Here is a 17,038-nt window from a genome sequence, read left to right on the forward strand (position 1 = left end):
ATCGTAAGCGAGGAGCGGGCCGCGCCGGGAGGTCTGCCGTTACGACAACGGACGGGGGGCCTGGAAGGTGCCGGGTTGTGCCGATCAGCGCTCGGCGAAATGCGGGTGAAAGGTCGGCCGAAAGCACTGGCCCAGAGGGCTTCACCCCCGCAGAATCACCAGATGGAGCCCGTCACACTCACCACCGAACGCCTGATCCTGCGCACCTTCACGCCCGCCGACACGGACGAGACGTTCGAAGCCTGCCAGGACGCCGACATCCAGCGCTGGACCACGATCCCCTCGCCGTACGCGCGCGCGGACGCGGAGGGCTTCATCACGCGCATGGTGCCGGACGGCTGGCGCTACGACACGGAGTACACCTTCGCCGTACGTCCCCGGGGCGGCGGCCCGCTGATCGCCGCCGCCAGCCTCCACCACCCGCGCTCGGGCGCCTGGGAGGTCGGCTTCTGGACGGCGAAGGAGCACCGGGGCAGCGGCTATATGACGGAGATCGTCCTCGGCCTGGCCAGGTGGGCCTTCACCGACCTGGGCTGCAACCGCCTGGAGTGGCGTGCCGAGGTCGGCAACACGGGGTCGCGCGCGGTGGTGGAGAAGGCCGGCTTCACCTTCGAGGGCACCCTGCGCGGCGCCCTCCTCAACAAGGCCACGCTCCGTGACTGCTGGGTGGGCGCCCTGCTGCCGGGCGACCTCGGCCTGTCGTCGATCCAGCCGTATCTGCCCGCGCGGATCTGAGGCGCGACCCGGCCCCGGCCACCTACGCCGCCGCCCGTTCCCGCAGGCCGGGCGGCGTTCAACCCGAGTATCAGCATCAATGTCAGTGCCGCCCCCTATCGTTTCCGGCATGACGAGCCTGCCGCGCCCCGCCATCGACCTCTCCGCCGACGAGGCCCGCCGCATCGCGCTCCGTGCCCAGGGGTTTCTGGGCGCCCCTGACCGCAGGTCCGGTGTGCGGGGCGTGCTGCGGCATCTCGGGGCGGTCCAGCTCGACACGATCTCGGTCCTCGCCCGCTCGCACGAACTGATTCCGTACGCCCGTCTCGGCGCCGTCGGCCGCGGCAGGATCGAGGCGGCGTACTGGGACGGGGCATCGGGAACCGGCCCCGCCCGGCCGCACGCCTTCGAGTACTGGTCGCACGCCGCGTGCATCCTGCCCATCGAGGAGTGGCCGCACTTCGCCTTCCGCCGCCGGGCGTACCGCCGGCGCCCGCACTGGCACCACGACCTGCCGGACGGTGCGTACGACACGGTGATCAAGCAGCTCACCGCCGAAGGCCCCCTCACCGCCACGGAATTGGGCGGCGCGAAGAACAAGGGCGAGTGGTGGGACTGGTCGGACGCGAAGGTCGCCGTCGAGCGGGCGCTGATGTACGGCGAGGTGGTCTGCACCGAGCGCCGCAGCTGGAAGCGGGTGTACGACCTCGCGGAGCGCGCCATCCCGGACACCCTGCTCCATGACGACCTGGACGACAGGGAGTGCCTGCGCCGTCTGGTGCGGCTGGCAGGGCAGGCCCTTGGCGTCGGCACGCGCGCGGACATCGCGGACTATCACCGCCTCAAGGGCGAGCAGTTCGACGCGGTGGTCGCGGACTCGGGCCTCGTCCCGGTGACGGTGGAGGGCTGGGACAAGCCCGCCTGGGCCGATCCCGCGGCCCTGCGGACGCCCCCGCGCGGCCGCCACCGCACGACGCTCCTCTCGCCCTTCGACTCCCTGATCTGGGAGCGGGCCCGCACTGAGCGGATCTTCGGCTTCACCCACCGCCTGGAGGCGTACGTCCCCAAGCCGAAGCGGGTCCACGGCTATTTCGCGATGCCGGTGCTTGCCGGGGGCCGGCTGGTCGGCCGGGTCGACCCCGCGCGCGAGGGCAGCACGCTGGTCGCCAGGCAGGTGTCGCTGGACAGCCCCAAGTCCGTGCCCGCGGTGGCCCAGGCGCTCCGTGAAGCGGCGACCTGGGTCAACTGCGACTCCGTACGGGTGGAGCGGATGAACCAGCCGGAGCTGACCGCCGAGCTCGTGCGCGCCCTGGGCTGAGCCCGCCCCGCGGGCCTCAGCGGATCTCGAGGATCTTCTCCCGCATCGCGTACACGACCGCCTCCATCCTGGAGTGCAGCTGCAGCTTCTCCAGGATGTTGCGGACGTGGTTCTTCACGGTGTTCTCGGAGATGAACAGTTCCTTCGCGATGTCGCGGTTGTTCATGCCCGTGGCCACGAGCTTCAGCACTTCGAGTTCGCGTTCGGTCAGCCGGGGCGCGGGCACCAGTCTGCGCTCGTCGGTGCGCTGGATCATCGACTTGAACTCGGTGAGCAGTTTCGACGCCATGGACGGGCTGATCTGCGACTGCCCGTCGGCCACCGCGCGAATCGCCGTGGCCACTTCGTCCGTGGAGATCTCCTTGAGGAGATAGCCCGTGGCACCCGCCTTGATCGCGTCGTAGAGGTCGGCCTCCTCGTCGCTGATCGTCAGCATGATGATCTTCGCGCTGGGCGCGACCTCCTTGATGGAGGTGCACGCCTCGATGCCACCGCGCTTGGGCATGCGCACGTCCATCAGCACGATGTCCGGCAGCAGGTCCGCGGCCTTGTCCACCGCCTCGGCGCCGTCGCCCGCCTCCCCGACCACCTGGATGTCCTCCTCGGCGGCGAGGACGATCTCCAGGCCGCGGCGGAAGAGCGCGTGGTCGTCCACCACAAGGACCCTGATGGGCTCCTTGCGGAGTGCGCCCGTGTCGGTGCCGATGCCGATGCCGTCGTCGTCATCGGCATCCCGCATCGGTCCGAAGCTGTCCGCCATCGTTCCTCCCCCTGAAGGCCATGGCCCGTTGTGCAGTCAGCTGCCGCCAACCCGAGGCAGCAGCACACCGGTTGGCCGGCTCCGCCCATGATTTCATGCCCGGACGGCCGCGCGGTGCGCACAGGGGTCGCATGATGGTGCCCCTGGGGGCGCACACGCGCTCCAGGGGCACCGTCTCAGCCTTCGACCGGCCTGAATCAGCCGCCGAGCGCACCGCCCCCGCCGGCGGACTCGGCCCGCGCGACCATGGGGTCGGTGTTCAGACGGATGACGCCGTAGTCGTACGCGTGCCGCCGGTAGACGACACTGGGCTCCTTCGACTCCGAGTCGACGAACAAGTAGAAGTCGTGCCCCACGAGTTCCATTTCGTAGAGCGCCTGGTCGAGCGTCATCGGAGCCGCCACGTGGGTCTTCTCGCGGACCACGAGCGGGCCTTCGCCCTGGATCTCCAGTGAGCCGATCCTCTTGACGGGGATGCCGTCCGGCTCTTCCTCACGTGCGATGGTGCCGTCTCCGTTGAGAGTCGCCGCGTCCGGCACCCGCTCGGCCACCTCGGCGGCGGAGAGCCTGCCGTTGCCGCGCCGGTTGTGGCGCTTCTCGTGCTGCTTGCGCAGTCGTGCGTCGAGCTTGGCGGTGGCCAGGTCGAGCGCCGCGTACGGATCGGTTGCCGAGGCCTCCGCGCGGATCACGGGTCCGCGCCCGCGGAGTGTGATCTCCACGCGGTCGGAACGGTCGGCCTGACGCGGGTTGGCCTCCTTGGACACCTCGACGTCCAGGCTGATCACCTTGCCGTCGAGCTTCTGGATCTTCTCCAGGTTCAGCTTCTCGGCCACGTGCTTGCGGAACCGCTCGGGCACCTCGGTCTTGCGGCCCTTGACGACGATGTCCACGCAGAACTCCGTTCCCGGATCGCTCCGCTTCGGCGGCGGAGCATCTCCCTTTTGCACCAGGCCCCGGTGACTCCCGGAGCCTCGGACTCGGTGACTTCCACCTCCTCCTCCCCCGCGAACAAGATCTCCACCCCGGCCGACCCGGGTGATTGCGAAAAACCCGGCAACCGGCATTCCGATATGCGAGGGTCGGCGTCCGCCATTCCTCACAACCGAACATATCTCGCCCGGACGGATGTCGTCACCCTCTACCGCCGCATACCTCCATTCAGGTGTATTGACCCTCTCACTACCTGCAACGATGCAAGTTCCCAGTCAGTTCCGGTTTATTCCGAAAGAATCCGGCGAGGAGGCAACAACAGCTGCGATGATCCCGTTCTCACCGGTAATTTCACGGGCTGTTACCACCCCGCACGGCCCTTTACTTTCCGTGTGTACGTCACGTATTGCGCGCGCCGCCTCCGCCAGCGACGCGCCCGTGGTCATCAGGTCGTCCACGATCACGACCCGCCCATCGGCGAGCAGCCGTCCACCACCCGCGGTCACCTCCAGGGCGCCCCGCAGATTCACCTGCCGCTGACGGGAGTTGAGCCCCGCCTGGTCGGCCACGGCACGCCGCTGGCGCAGCACGCAGAGCACCCGGGCCCGCGCCCCGCCCCGGCGCAGCTCACCCGCGGCGGCCAGCGCCATCCGCCGCACGGGATCATGCCCACGCGCCCGCACGGCCCCGCGAGCCGACGGCACGGGCACGAGCAGTACCGGAGCGTCACCAAGGGCCCGAGCGGCACCCTCCCGCGACCGCGACTCCGCGCTCTCCCACAGCCCCGCACGCACCGCCCCGGCCAGTCCCGCACCCAGCGGCCCCGCGAGCCCCAGAGCGCCCCGCTCCTTGTGCGCGAGCAGCATCGCCCGCACCGAGTCCGCGTACGGAGCCGCCGCATGCACCACCGGCAGCCCCGGCGGCCTGGGGTCGGGACTCACCCGGCATGGCGCGGCCCCGCATAGGGCCTCGCGGCACTCCGCGCAGAGCGCCGCACGAGGGCTGCCACAGCCTCCGCACTCGGCCGGCAGCACCAGATCGGTGAGGTCCTGCCACCACCCCGGCATGCCGTCCACTGTGCCAAGACGCACGCGCCCCTGCCACCCCTGTGGAAAACAGCCTGTGGAAAACAGCCTGCGGACAACAGACCGTGGACAACTCCGGGGCGCGGGAACAGCGTTACTCGGGGCTCCGCACTCGGGGCTCACCCCGGATAAACCGGCGCCGTCCCCTCCTTGACCACCGTCTGCCACTGCGCACCCGTCGGCAGCCGTACTATCCCGTCGTCCGAGTGCGCCACCAGCGGCTGCCGCTCATCCTCGGACGCGGCGATCTCCTTCACGCCGGTGAGGCCGGGCAGCGTCGCACCCGCGAGCACCGAGCCGTCGCTCTGCACGTACCGCATCTGCTGCACGCCGCCGAACTCGCGTCCGACCACCACGAGACGGCTGCCGCCGGCCCACGACATGGCGGTGACCTCCTCCATCTGCGGTGCCGCCTGGCGCAGTTCGTCCACGGAGATCTCCGGCTGCTCGCCCTTGGCGCCGGTCCGCTCGACGCGGCCGATCCGCAGCGACGTCTTGCCGTCCTTCTTCACCAGGAGCGCGACCCGTACACCGTCGGCCGACACCCGCACCGCCTCGATCCGCCCGTCGAGGTTGGGGATCTTGACCGACAGCGGCTCACCCGCGCCCTGCTCCAGCCAGAGCAGGCGCGGCCGCTTCGGGTCTCGGTCGGCCACCCAGAGGTCGCCACGGCCATCCCAACTGGGCGTCGAGAGACCGTCCTTCTCCGACTTGGCCTTGCTGCGCACCTCCGGCTTGCCGAGCGCGCTCTCGGAGACCAGCGACCCCATGTACAGCGAGCGCCCGTCGAGCGACACCCCGGCCGCCCGCTCCTCGTCCCGCGACACCGCGGCGGAACGCAGTGGCTGTCCGCCACTGCCCAACTGCCCTCGCACGGGCTTTGGTTCGTCCTTTTCCCTGGCGCCGGCCGACATCCGCACGAGGCGCCGTTTGTCGTCGATGAGGTACTGGTAGACGGGGTGTTCCGCGGTGCGGCGCGAGGCGACGGACTCGGCTCGCTCCTTGCTCAGGACGCACAGCTGCGAGCCGTTGCGGCGCTGGAGCTCCACCTCCTCGACGCCGGACGACGTCAGGTCCTGGAGCGTGAAGAGCAATTGCGCGGCCATCTCCGTGCACCGCTCCTGGCCTATGGGGTCGGCCTGCGCGTTCAGCGGTACCGTCAGCTTGCCCTGGTCGTCGGGTGCCAGCGTCTTGGTGCCCGCCTTGAGCCGCGTATCCGTCGGGAAGCGCGTGCCCACGACCTGCTTGAGCCACGTGGTGGGTCCGTCGAGCAGCGCCTTGACGGTCTCCGTCACGGGGTCTATTCGCTGGCGTATGTAGACGGGGTCGGCGACGAGCCCTTCCTGGCTGCCACCGGGCGTACCGGACGAACGCGTCGCGAAGTAGTACTTGTTGACGGACCAGTAGATGCGCTGGAAGTCGGACTGCCCGAGCACGACACCCGGCGGCACCCGGTCGATGCGCCACTCCTTGCCGCTGGGCCCCTCCTGCTGGGTGAGGTGCACGAACTGGCTGTACGCGCGGTTGTCCAGCTGGTACGCGTGCTCCTTGTCCACGGTGGCGACCTTGCGGCCGGTCAGCGGGAACGAGCGCCCGGTGTCACCGTCGTCCCCGACGCTGCCCGACCCCGTGCTCGGCCCGCTCTCGAGCACCGTGGTCTGCACATCGGGGTTCCAGGTCTTGGAGGCTTCCTTGGTCAGATACTTGCGCGCCATCGCGAACTCGGGGTCGTCGCTGGTCAGCGCCTCGAGGAAGCCCTGGACGATCTCCACGGGGGCCGCGTCCTCACCGGGCGGCATCGCGTAGACCCGCACCTGCGACTGCGAGTCCGGCCGCTGGGAGGCGTCGACCGCCTTCAGGTTCCCGCTGTCGGGCATCGAGGCACACCCCGCGAGCAGTACCCCGCAGGAGCCGAAAAGCACACCGGCCCGCAGCGGACGCCGACGGGCGCGGCGATCGTGGTCAGCGCCCACGGGAGGCCTCCCCTTCCCTCGCGGGATCCGTTTCCGTCTCTCTCGCACGCTCGGTGTCGGCATCCGCCCCGGCATCCGTCGTGGCATCCGTCGTGGCGTCCATCGCCGGTTCACCGGAGCCGGAGCTCCGGTCCGCGTCGTCCGACGGACGCCGCGCCACCACGCGCGCACCGCTGCCCGGCAACGCGGTGGGGTCCACCGTCGTGGCCGCCTGGGCGAGCCGCGGCGCGATCGGCGCCTTCGCCGGGACGGGCGGCGGCACCCGCTCCGACACCGCCGGCTGCGCCGGCACCGTGGCGAGCTTGTTCGCGCCGCCGAGCGGCAGACCCGCGTCGCTCAGGCCGCGGTGGCGCCGCGAATCCTCGGGCTCCAGCGGTATCGGCGAGCCCCGCAGCGCCTCGTCCGCCGTACGCGGCAGGGTCAGACGGAACTGCGAACCGCCGCCCGGCTCGCCCCACGCCTGCAGCCAGCCGCCGTGCAGCCGCGCGTCTTCGAGTGCGATGGAGAGCCCGAGGCCCGTACCACCGGTGGTACGCGCGCGTGCCGGGTCGGCCCGCCAGAAACGGCTGAACACCCGGGTCGCCTCGCCGGGCTTGAGGCCCACTCCGTAGTCCCGCACCGCGACCGCGACCGCGCCGCCCGCCACCGCGAGCCGCACCACGACGTCCTGGCCCTCGCCGTGCTCCACGGCGTTGACCACGAGATTGCGAAGGACACGCTCCACACGGCGTGCGTCGGCCTCGGCGACCACGGGCTGCTGGTCCCCGACGATCCTCACGTGCGTCCCCTTGCGCTCCGCCAGCGGTTCAGCGCCGCCCACGACCCGTCGTACGACCTCACGCAGATCTATCGGCTCGGCCTCCAGGGCCGCCGCGCCAGCGTCGAACCGGCTGATCTCAAGGAGATCGGCGAGCAGCGTCTCGAAGCGGTCCAGCTGATCGGCGAGCAACTCGGCCGACCTCGCGGTCACCGGATCGAAGTCCACGCGCGCGTCGTGGATGACATCGGCCGCCATCCGTACGGTCGTCAGCGGCGTACGCAGCTCGTGCGAGACGTCCGAGACGAACCGCCGCTGCATCCGTGAGAGCTCCTCCAGCTGCTGGATCTTCAGCTGGAGGTTCTGCGCCATCTTGTTGAAGGCCTCACCGAGCCGCGCGATGTCGTCCTCTCCGGTGACCTTCATACGTTCCTGAAGGCGCCCGGCGGACAGCCGCTCGGCGATGCCCGCGGCCATCCGTACCGGCGTGACGACCTGGCGCACCACCAGCCAGGCGATGGCGCCGAGCAGCACCACGACGAAGAGACCCGCGGTGGCGAGCGTCGTCCTGACGACTCCGAGGGACTCCTCCTCCTGCGTCAGCGGGAAGAGGTAGTAAAGCTGGTAGGGATCGCCGTTCAGGTCGTTCAGACGCTTGCCGATGACCAGACCCGGCTGGGCGTCACGGCCGTCGTTGAAGACGATCCTGGTGTTGCTCTGATAGGCCCTGGTGCCCTTGTCGACGCTGCTGCGCAGCGCCTCGGGCACGCTCTGGATCGGGTCCACGCCCCCGGAGGCACGCGGCCCGCGCACGCTGACGACGCCCGCCGTGGACGTCGGGCTGAGCGTCACCACGTTGAACGCGTTCTGACCGCCGCTGGAGAGCTGCTCGACCAGGTCGGACATCCAGACGGCCGTGGGTGGCGTGGCCCCTCCGTCGGGCGTGCCGCCTTCCTGGCCCGAGCGCGGGCGTGCGGAGTTCGCCTCCTCCTGAGCCGCCCTGAATCCACCGTCGGCCTGGCTCTGCGAGGCCTTCACCTTGGCCTTGAGCAGGCCGTTGTTCACGGAGCTCATGACGGCGAAACCGAGCATGAGCACGACGCCGAGCGACATCAGCAGGGTCGTGACGACGACCTTCAGCTGGATGTTGCGCCGCCACAGCCGCAGCGCGGGCAGCAGCGGACGTCGCACCCAGCGCACGAAGAGCCTCAGGGCGGGGCTGCCCTGCACCCCGTCCTGCAGCAGCAGGCCGCCGTCGAGGAGCCGCCCGAACGTCGAGGCACGCCGTCCCCCAGTCCGCCCCGGGCGGCCACCCGGAGCCGGAGCCCCGGGCGGCGTGGGGGAACTGTCCCGGGACATGTCAGCTCGGTCCGGCCTTGTAACCGACACCGCGGACGGTCACCACGATCTCCGGGCGCTCGGGGTCCCTCTCGACCTTCGAGCGCAGCCGCTGGACGTGCACGTTCACCAGACGGGTGTCGGCCGCGTGGCGATAACCCCAGACCTGCTCGAGCAGCACCTCACGCGTGAACACCTGCCACGGCTTGCGGGCCAGCGCGACCAGGAGATCGAACTCAAGGGGCGTCAGCGCGATCGACTGCCCCTCCCGCTTCACGGAGTGCCCCGCCACGTCGATGACCAGGTCACCGATGGCCAGCTGCTCCGGCGCGGGCTCCTCGGACCTCCGCAGCCGCGCCCTGATGCGGGCCACGAGCTCCTTCGGCTTGAAGGGCTTCACGATGTAGTCGTCGGCGCCGGACTCAAGACCGACCACGACGTCCACGGTGTCGCTCTTGGCCGTGAGCATGACGATCGGCACCCCGGACTCCGCCCTGATCAGGCGGCACACCTCGATGCCATCACGGCCCGGCAACATCAAATCCAGCAGTACAAGATCCGGCTTTGCCTCCCTGAAAGCGGCCAGCGCCTTGTCGCCATCAGCTACGAACGACGGCTCAAAACCTTCACCACGCAGCACAATCCCGAGCATCTCGGCCAGTGCGGTGTCGTCGTCGACGACAAGGACTCGTCCCTTCATGCCTGACATCATCCCATTAGCTAATCGTTACCTGGCGTGACCTGGCACACAGCTCGCCCAGGCCCCCTGCTGTCACGGGCGACACGACGCCTTCCTCGGTGACGATCGCCGTCACCAACTCCGGTGGTGTCACATCGAACGCGGGGTTGTACGCCTGGGTCCCCAGAGGTGCCACCGTGATCCCGCCTCCCGCTTCAAGCCCGGCCATCGGCACATAGGGTGCCGTGACCTCCGTCACTTCATGACTCGCCCGCTGCTCCACCTCGATGGACGCTCCGTCCGGGGTGTCCGGGTCCACGGTCGTGACCGGCGCCACCACGATGAACGGCACGTGGTGGTAGCGGGCCAGCACCGCGAGCGGATAGCTCCCCACCTTGTTGGCCACCGAACCGTCGGCCGCGATGCGGTCGGCGCCGATCAGCACGGCATCCACCTCGCCCGCCGCGAACAGCGACCCCGCCGCGTTGTCCGTAAGCAAGGTGTACGCCATTCCGGCCCGCGCCGCCTCATACGCGGTCAGCCTCGAACCCTGCAGCAAGGGACGCGTCTCGTCCACCCACAGCCTGCGCAGGTGCCCCTTCCGGTGTGCGGCAAGGGCCACCGCGAACGCCGTGCCCTCACCGCCCGAGACCAGCGCGCCCGTGTTGCAGTGCGTGAGGATCCGGTGACCGCCGCCGGTCAGCATCTCGTCGAGCAGCGCCAGACCGTGCACGGCCATCTTGGCGCTGGCCTCGGCGTCCTCCCGGTGCAACGCCCGCGCGGCCTCAAGGGCAGCGGCGCCCGCAAGCTCCTGATCGGCTCCGCCCGCGAGCGCCGAGCGGTATGCCGTCAGGGCCCTGCGTACGCCGTGCTCGAGGTTCACCGCGGTGGGCCGGGCACCCGCGAGCGCGCCCGCCGCCTCGGCCACGTCGAAGCCGCGTACGGCTGCCAGCGCGACGCCGTACGCACCGGCGATGCCGAGCAGCGGCGCCCCGCGCACCGCCAGCGTACGGATGGCCTGCACCAGGGCGGGCGCGTCCGTGCACACCAGCTCGGTCTCCTCGCCGGGCAGCCTGGTCTGGTCGAGGAGGACCAGTACGGGGCCCTCCGGGGGCTCGGCCCAGCGGATCACGGGGATCGCCTGGCTCGCCGCCTTACCTACGTTCGCCGAGCTCGTCGAGGTCTCGGTCGGCCGTGTGTCCTCGCCTGATTGCGCGTACTGATCAGCCATCCGCCCAGTCTGCCCCGTACCTGACGGACAATTGAAGGTGTGCAGCCCATACGCTGCCCGGTCACCGCACGGGTGTGCCGTGGCACGATGGCTGGCAACCTGCCGCCGCGACCGCGGACGGGCACCGTGAAGGAGCGACGATGAACGACTCTCCGGGCTGGGCTTCGCCCGGATCTGCCCCCTCCGATCCCTCCGACGACGGACAGGACTCCGGCAAGCGCGAACCCGCCGGGCCCGCGGACCGGCCCGACGGTCCTCCCTCGAAGTGGTCCAAGGAGCAGCCGCCGCCCGCCCAGTGGTCCGCCCCCAGCCCGCCGGCCCCCGGCCAGACCCCGACTCCTCCCCCGCCTCCGCCCGGTGGCGGCTGGGGCGGCGGACGCCCCGGAGGGCCCGGCCCCGGTGGACCCGGCGGCCCTGGCGGCTACCCCGGCTGGGGCGCCTGGCAGGGCCCGCCGCCCGCCGCCAAGCCCGGCGTGATCCCGCTGCGGCCCCTCGGCGTCGGCGAGATCCTGGACGGCGCGGTCTCCACGATGCGTATGTACTGGCGCACGGTGCTCGGCATCTCCCTTGCCGTGGCCGTGTTCACGGAGATCGTCGTCATCCTGCTGCAGGGGCTCGTCCTCAACGACAGCGCTTCAACGGACGCCCTGGACGACCCGAGCGCCACCGTCGGCGAACTGACCCGCGCCTTGGGCGACACTCTGCTGAGCTCCGGCGTGATCCTGCTGATCACCCTGCTCGGCACGATCGTCGCCACGGCCCTGCTCACGATGGTCACCAGCCGCGCGGTGCTCGGTAAGTCGGTCACCACGGCCGAGGCCTGGCAGGACGCCAGGCCGCAGCTTTTGAGGCTGATCGGCCTGACGCTGCTGCTCCCGCTCATCGGCATGGCCGTCGTCGCAGCCGGTTCCCTGCCCGGCGTACTGGTCGCGGTGGCCGGAGCGTCCGACGCGGGCATCAGCCTCGCCGTACTCGGCGGATTCGCCGCCCTGATCGTCGCCATCTGGCTGCTTGTCCGCTTCTCGCTCGCCTCGCCCGCCCTGATGCTGGAGAAGCAGGGCGTGAAGAAGTCGATGACCCGCTCGGTGAAGCTGGTGCGCGGCTCCTGGTGGCGCGTCTTCGGCATCCAGCTGCTCGCCGCCATCATCGCCAACGTAGTGGCGTCGATCATCGTCATCCCCTTCACCCTCATCGCGGGCGCGCTGAGCGGCGACGGCGTCACCGGCTTCCTCGACAGCGGCACCGGCGACCTCGGCTGGACCTTCCTGATCGTCAGCGGCGTCGGCTCGGTCATCGGCTCGATGCTCACCTTCCCGATCACCGCAGGCGTCACGGTCCTCCTCTACATCGACCAGCGCATCCGCCGCGAGGCCCTCGACCTCGAACTGGCGCGCGCTGCGGGCCTCCAGGGCACCGGCACGACCAACGCCCCCGGAACTCCGGGGAGCTGATGCGGTGACGGGGGCAGCGGTGCGCGGACTGACGGCGGTCATCCGACGTACGGGCGACGACGACCCACCGGTGACGATCCCGCGCACCCCGGCGCGGGAGGCAGCCGAGCGCGAACTGTCCGACCCCGCCTACCACGAGAACGACCCCAGCCTCCTGCAACGAGCCCTGAACCGCTTCTGGGAATGGGTGGACGACCTGTTCACCGCCGCCTCGGGGGCAACCCCGGGCGGCGCCCTCGGCCTCTTCGCCATCATCATCGCCGTACTGGCCCTCGCGGCGGCCCTGTGGTGGCGCCTGGGCACCCCGCATCGCGCCCACGCCTCGCCCCCCGCCCTCTTCGACGACCGCCCGCGCACCGCGGCTGAACACCGTGCCGCCGCCGAGGCACACGCCGCCCAGGGCCACTGGAACCAAGCGGTCCAGGAGCGCATGCGGGCGATGGTCCGCTCCCTGGAGGAACGCGCCCTCCTCGATCCCCGCCCAGGCCGCACAGCGGACGAAGCAGCAGCGGAAGCCTCCGTCCCCCTGCCGACCCACGCCACCGAACTCCAGGCGGCAGCCCAGTCGTTCGACGCCGTCACGTACGGAGCCCGCACGGCGACAGAGTCGGCGTACAGCCGCCTCACCACCCTGGACAAGGCCCTGACCCGAACAAGGCCCACCCTGAGCAACACCCCCCAGGGAGCCCCCAATTGACGGCCCCCGAGGACTCGAACAACGACAATGTCCATACGGCCGACGCCATCTCGGACAAGGGCGACCCCAAGCCCGGCACCGACGCCAAAGGGAGGGTGAACGAGAGCGAGAGCACAAACGGCTCCGGCGCCGGTGCCACCGCAGCCCCGGCCACAGCCCCCGGCGCCACCACAACCGCCACCGCTTCCGCGACCGCCACCCCGACCGCACCCGAGCCCGCGACCCCCACCGCAACAGCACCCGTACCCACCCCCGGAACCGCCACCAGCTCAACCCCCACCCCCCGCCAACTCTGGACCAAGACCCGTGGCATCCTCCTCGCCCTGGTCGTCCTCCTGGCAGCCGCCATCGCCATCGCGGCCGTCCGCTCCGGCGCCCAGCACGGTCGCCTCGACCCGCGCTCGGCCGACCCTTACGGCAGCCGCGCCGTCGCCGAACTCCTCGCCGACCGCGGCGTATCCACCCGCGTGGTCACCACCTCCGAAGAGGCCGGAGCAGCGGCAGGCCCGGACACCACGCTCCTGGTGGCCACCCCCGACCGGCTCACCGAACGTCAGCAGTCGCGCCTCCGCGCGGCGACTGAGGACTCCCGAGGCCGCACGGTGCTCCTCGCCCCCGGCGCCCCCTCGGTCAGCACCCTGGCACCGGGGGTCTCCGTGGACGCCACCCCCAGCCTCGACTCGACACTCTCCCCCCGCTGCTCCCTGCCCGCCGCCGAGCGCGCAGGCTCCGCCGACGTGGGCGGCCTCCGCTACGAAACCCTCGCTCCGGACGCCGAAGCCTGCTACCTCAGCGACGGCCTCCCCAGCCTGCTGCAGCTCCCGGCCGCCGAAGAGCCCGGCGACACCGTCGTACTCGGCGCCCCCGACATCCTCTTCAACGACCGCATCGACGAACAGGGCAACGCCTCACTGGCCCTGCAACTCCTCGGCTCCCGCCCCCACTTGGTGTGGTACCTCCCATCCCCCGCCGACGACGCGGCAACCGACGACACCGCCGACCGCAGCTTCTTCGACCTCATCCCCGACGGCTGGCTCTGGGGCACCCTGCAACTCACCATCGCCGCCGCACTCGCCGCCCTGTGGCGAGCCCGCCGCCTCGGCCCGCTGGTTCCCGAACGTCTCCCCGTGGCGATCCGCGCCTCCGAAACCGTCGAAGGCCGAGCCCGCCTCTACCGCAAGGCGAACGCCCGCGACCGCGCTTCCGCCGCCCTCCGCTCGGCCACCCGCACCCGCATCGCCCTCCTCCTCGGTGTCTCCCCCGCCCAGGCGCACACGCCCGAGACCCTGCTCCCCGCCCTGTCCGCCAGGCTCCGCACCCCCGGCCAGGACCTGCACCCCCTCCTCTTCGGCCCGCCCCCGGGCAACGACGCAGCCCTCATCACCCTCACCGACCAACTCGACGCCCTCGAAAGAGAGGTACGTACTTCATGATGGACCCGACCACTGACAACGCCGGGGGCTCCGCCAGCGCCCGCTCCTCCCTGGAGTCCCTGCGCACCGAGATCTCCAAGGCCGTGGTCGGCCAGGACTCCGCGGTGACGGGCCTCGTCGTGGCCCTCCTCTGCCGCGGCCACGTCCTCCTCGAAGGCGTCCCCGGAGTGGCGAAGACCCTGCTCGTCCGCGCCCTCGCCGCATCCCTCGAACTCGACACCAAGCGCGTCCAGTTCACCCCGGACCTGATGCCGAGCGACGTCACCGGCTCCCTCATCTACGACGCCCGCACCACCGAGTTCTCGTTCCAGCCGGGCCCGGTCTTCACCAACCTCCTCCTCGCCGACGAGATCAACCGCACCCCGCCCAAAACCCAGTCCTCTCTCCTCGAGGCGATGGAGGAACGCCAGGTCACGGTCGACGGCACCCCGCGCCCGCTCCCGGAGCCCTTCCTCGTCGCGGCCACCCAGAACCCGGTCGAGTACGAAGGCACGTACCCCCTCCCCGAAGCCCAGCTGGACCGTTTCCTCCTGAAGCTCACCGTGCCCCTCCCCTCCCGCGAGGACGAGATCAGCGTCCTCACGCGCCACGCGGAAGGCTTCAACCCCCGCGACCTCCACGCCGCCGGCATCCGCCCGGTGGCCGGCCCCGCCGACCTGGAAGCAGCCCGCGCCGCGGTCGCCAAGACGTCGATCTCCCCCGAGATCACCGCCTACGTAGTGGACATCTGCCGCGCCACACGCGAATCCCCGTCCCTCACCCTGGGCGCCTCCCCCCGAGGCGCCACAGCGCTCCTCTCGACGGCCCGCGCCTGGGCCTGGCTGACGGGCCGCGACTACGTCATCCCCGACGACGTGAAGGCCCTCGCCCTCCCCACCCTCCGCCACCGCGTCCAACTCCGCCCGGAGGCCGAGATGGAGGGCGTGACAACCGACTCCGTCATCAACGCGATCCTCGCCCACGTCCCGGTCCCCCGCTGATGGCCCTCACCGGCCGCACAGCGCTCCTCGCGGCCCTCGGCAGCCTCCCCGTAGGCATCTGGGACCCCAGTTGGACAGGCATCCTCACCGTGAACGCCCCGCTGGCCCTGGCCTGCGCCTGCGACTTCGCCCTGGCAGCTCCCGTACGCCGTCTCGGCCTGACCCGCGCCGGCGACACCTCCGTACGGCTCGGAGAGCGCGCCGACATCCAGCTGACCGTCACCAACCCCTCCGGCCGGCCCCTGCGCGCCCAACTCCGCGACGCCTGGCCCCCCAGCAGCTGGCACCCCGGCACCGAGGTCGAGGCCTCCCGCCACCGGCTGACGATCCCGCCCGGCGAGCGCCGCCGCCTCACCACCCGGCTGCGCCCCACCCGCCGAGGCGACCACCAGACGGACCGCGTCACCATCCGCTCGTACGGCCCGCTCGGACTGCTCGCCCGCCAGGGCAGCCACAAGGTCCCGTGGACACTCCGGGTCCTGCCTCCCTTCACCAGCAGGAAGCACCTCCCGTCCAAACTGGCCCGCCTCCGGGAACTCGACGGGCGCACCAGCGTGCTGACCCGCGGCCAGGGCACGGAATTCGACAGCCTCCGCGACTACGTCCCCGGCGACGACACCCGCTCCATCGACTGGCGTGCCACCGCCCGCCAGTCCAACGTCGCGATCCGCACCTGGCGCCCCGAACGCGACCGCCACATCCTGCTGGTCCTCGACACCGGCCGCACCTCGGCGGGCCGGGTCGGCGACGCCCCGCGCCTCGACGCCTCGATGGACGCGGCCCTGCTCCTCGCAGCCCTGGCCTCCCGGGCGGGAGACCGCGTGGACCTCCTCGCCTACGACCGCCGCGTACGCGCCCTGGTCCAAGGCAAAGCTGCGGGCGATGTACTCCCCTCGGTCGTCAACGCCCTGGCCACGCTCGAACCGGAACTCGTCGAAACGGACGCCAGGGGCCTGACCTCAACAGCTCTCCGTACCGCAACCCGCAGCTCTCTGATAGTGCTGCTGACCAGCCTGGACGCAGCCCCCATCGAGGAGGGCCTGCTTCCCGTACTCTCCCGCCTCACCCGACGCCACACAGTCCTCGTGGCATCGGTGGCCGACCCGCACATAGAGCGGATGTCCAAGGCCCGCGGAACAACAGAAGCCGTGTACGACGCTGCCGCCGCCGCCCAAGCCCACGCGGAACGCCACCGCACGGCAGAACAACTCATCCGCCACGGAGTCACAGTCGTAGACGCAACACCCACGGACTTGGCCCCGGCGCTGGCCGACGCATACCTGTCGCTAAAGGCAGCGGGCCGCCTCTGACTGAAACAAAAAAGGCCCCGGAGAGGGGCCGTGAATAACAAAGATCCTGAACGCAGAAAACCCCCGCACCCAGAGGGTGCGGGGGTTTCCCGTCAATAATAGTTCGGCGGCGTCCTACTCTCCCACAGGGTCCCCCCTGCAGTACCATCGGCGCTGTGAGGCTTAGCTTCCGGGTTCGGAATGTAACCGGGCGTTTCCCTCACGCTATGACCACCGAAACACTATGAAACTGTCAACCGCACCGTAGTCGTGGCCCGACATACGGGGTTGTTCGTGGTTTCAGAACCAACACAGTGGACGCGAGCAACTGAGGACAAGCCCTCGGCCTATTAGTACCAGTCACCTCCACCCGTTACCGGGCTTCCAGATCTGGCCTATCAAC

The 17,038-nt window shown here is 70.8% G+C and carries 14 protein-coding genes and 1 rRNA gene; 7 read left to right on the plus strand and 8 right to left on the minus strand.

Annotated elements, in window-relative coordinates:
* Window positions 1–162: 162 nt before the first annotated feature.
* Both ACZ5WE_RS06515 and ACZ5WE_RS06520 read left to right on the plus strand, forming a co-directional pair.
* Window positions 163–735, plus strand: a complete 573-nt coding sequence (locus ACZ5WE_RS06515) for a GNAT family N-acetyltransferase (RefSeq protein WP_467694855.1) — start codon at window positions 163–165, stop codon at window positions 733–735.
* 79 nt (window positions 736–814) lie between these two features.
* Entirely contained in the window at window positions 815–2,032 is a 1,218-nt protein-coding gene (locus ACZ5WE_RS06520; protein WP_467694853.1) for a winged helix-turn-helix domain-containing protein, read from the plus strand.
* Between the two features lie 16 nt (window positions 2,033–2,048).
* On the opposite strand, the gene ACZ5WE_RS06525 is transcribed toward ACZ5WE_RS06520, so the two are convergent.
* The 7 genes from ACZ5WE_RS06525 to mtnA form a co-directional block, all read right to left on the minus strand.
* Complete coding sequence (locus tag ACZ5WE_RS06525) at window positions 2,049–2,792, minus strand: response regulator (protein WP_467694851.1); 744 nt, start codon at window positions 2,790–2,792, stop codon at window positions 2,049–2,051.
* Window positions 2,793–2,989: 197 nt separating this feature from the next.
* Window positions 2,990–3,682 (minus strand): ribosome hibernation-promoting factor, HPF/YfiA family, encoded by a 693-nt coding sequence (gene hpf / locus ACZ5WE_RS06530; protein ID WP_467694849.1) that lies wholly within the window; start codon window positions 3,680–3,682, stop codon window positions 2,990–2,992.
* A 315-nt stretch (window positions 3,683–3,997) separates the two neighbouring features.
* Complete coding sequence (locus ACZ5WE_RS06535; RefSeq protein WP_467695043.1) at window positions 3,998–4,789, minus strand: ComF family protein; 792 nt, start codon at window positions 4,787–4,789, stop codon at window positions 3,998–4,000.
* 137 nt (window positions 4,790–4,926) lie between these two features.
* A complete protein-coding gene (locus ACZ5WE_RS06540; RefSeq protein WP_467694847.1) occupies window positions 4,927–6,780 on the minus strand; it encodes an LpqB family beta-propeller domain-containing protein in 1,854 nt (617 codons plus the stop codon).
* Window positions 6,770–8,896, minus strand: a complete 2,127-nt coding sequence (gene mtrB / locus ACZ5WE_RS06545) for an MtrAB system histidine kinase MtrB (protein WP_467694845.1) — start codon at window positions 8,894–8,896, stop codon at window positions 6,770–6,772. Before mtrB ends, ACZ5WE_RS06540 begins: the two co-directional genes overlap by 11 nt.
* A gap of 1 nt (window position 8,897) precedes the next feature.
* Window positions 8,898–9,587 (minus strand): two-component system response regulator MtrA, encoded by a 690-nt coding sequence (gene mtrA, locus ACZ5WE_RS06550; protein WP_198502768.1) that lies wholly within the window; start codon window positions 9,585–9,587, stop codon window positions 8,898–8,900.
* A gap of 4 nt (window positions 9,588–9,591) precedes the next feature.
* The gene (gene mtnA / locus ACZ5WE_RS06555; protein ID WP_467694843.1) at window positions 9,592–10,785 is read right to left on the minus strand and encodes an S-methyl-5-thioribose-1-phosphate isomerase; all 1,194 of its coding nucleotides are present in this window, start codon (window positions 10,783–10,785) and stop codon (window positions 9,592–9,594) included.
* 140 nt (window positions 10,786–10,925) lie between these two features.
* Between mtnA and ACZ5WE_RS06560 the strand changes: the two genes are divergently transcribed.
* The 5 genes from ACZ5WE_RS06560 to ACZ5WE_RS06580 are packed head-to-tail and all read left to right on the plus strand — an operon-like array spanning window position 10,926 to window position 16,656.
* The gene (locus ACZ5WE_RS06560; RefSeq protein WP_467694841.1) at window positions 10,926–12,236 is read left to right on the plus strand and encodes a DUF7847 domain-containing protein; all 1,311 of its coding nucleotides are present in this window, start codon (window positions 10,926–10,928) and stop codon (window positions 12,234–12,236) included.
* 4 nt (window positions 12,237–12,240) lie between these two features.
* Window positions 12,241–12,933, plus strand: a complete 693-nt coding sequence (locus tag ACZ5WE_RS06565; protein WP_467694839.1) for a DUF4129 domain-containing protein — start codon at window positions 12,241–12,243, stop codon at window positions 12,931–12,933.
* Entirely contained in the window at window positions 12,930–14,366 is a 1,437-nt protein-coding gene (locus tag ACZ5WE_RS06570; protein ID WP_467694837.1) for a DUF4350 domain-containing protein, read from the plus strand. Before ACZ5WE_RS06565 ends, ACZ5WE_RS06570 begins: the two co-directional genes overlap by 4 nt.
* Window positions 14,366–15,346 (plus strand): AAA family ATPase, encoded by a 981-nt coding sequence (locus ACZ5WE_RS06575; protein ID WP_467695041.1) that lies wholly within the window; start codon window positions 14,366–14,368, stop codon window positions 15,344–15,346. Before ACZ5WE_RS06570 ends, ACZ5WE_RS06575 begins: the two co-directional genes overlap by 1 nt.
* A complete protein-coding gene (locus ACZ5WE_RS06580) occupies window positions 15,346–16,656 on the plus strand; it encodes a DUF58 domain-containing protein (RefSeq protein ID WP_467694835.1) in 1,311 nt (436 codons plus the stop codon). Before ACZ5WE_RS06575 ends, ACZ5WE_RS06580 begins: the two co-directional genes overlap by 1 nt.
* A 101-nt stretch (window positions 16,657–16,757) precedes the next feature.
* Here ACZ5WE_RS06580 and rrf read toward each other — a convergent pair.
* Window positions 16,758–16,874, minus strand: a 5S ribosomal RNA gene (gene rrf, locus ACZ5WE_RS06585).
* Window positions 16,875–17,038: the final 164 nt, after the last annotated feature.

Source organism: Streptomyces sp. NPDC033180 (assembly GCF_055577645.1).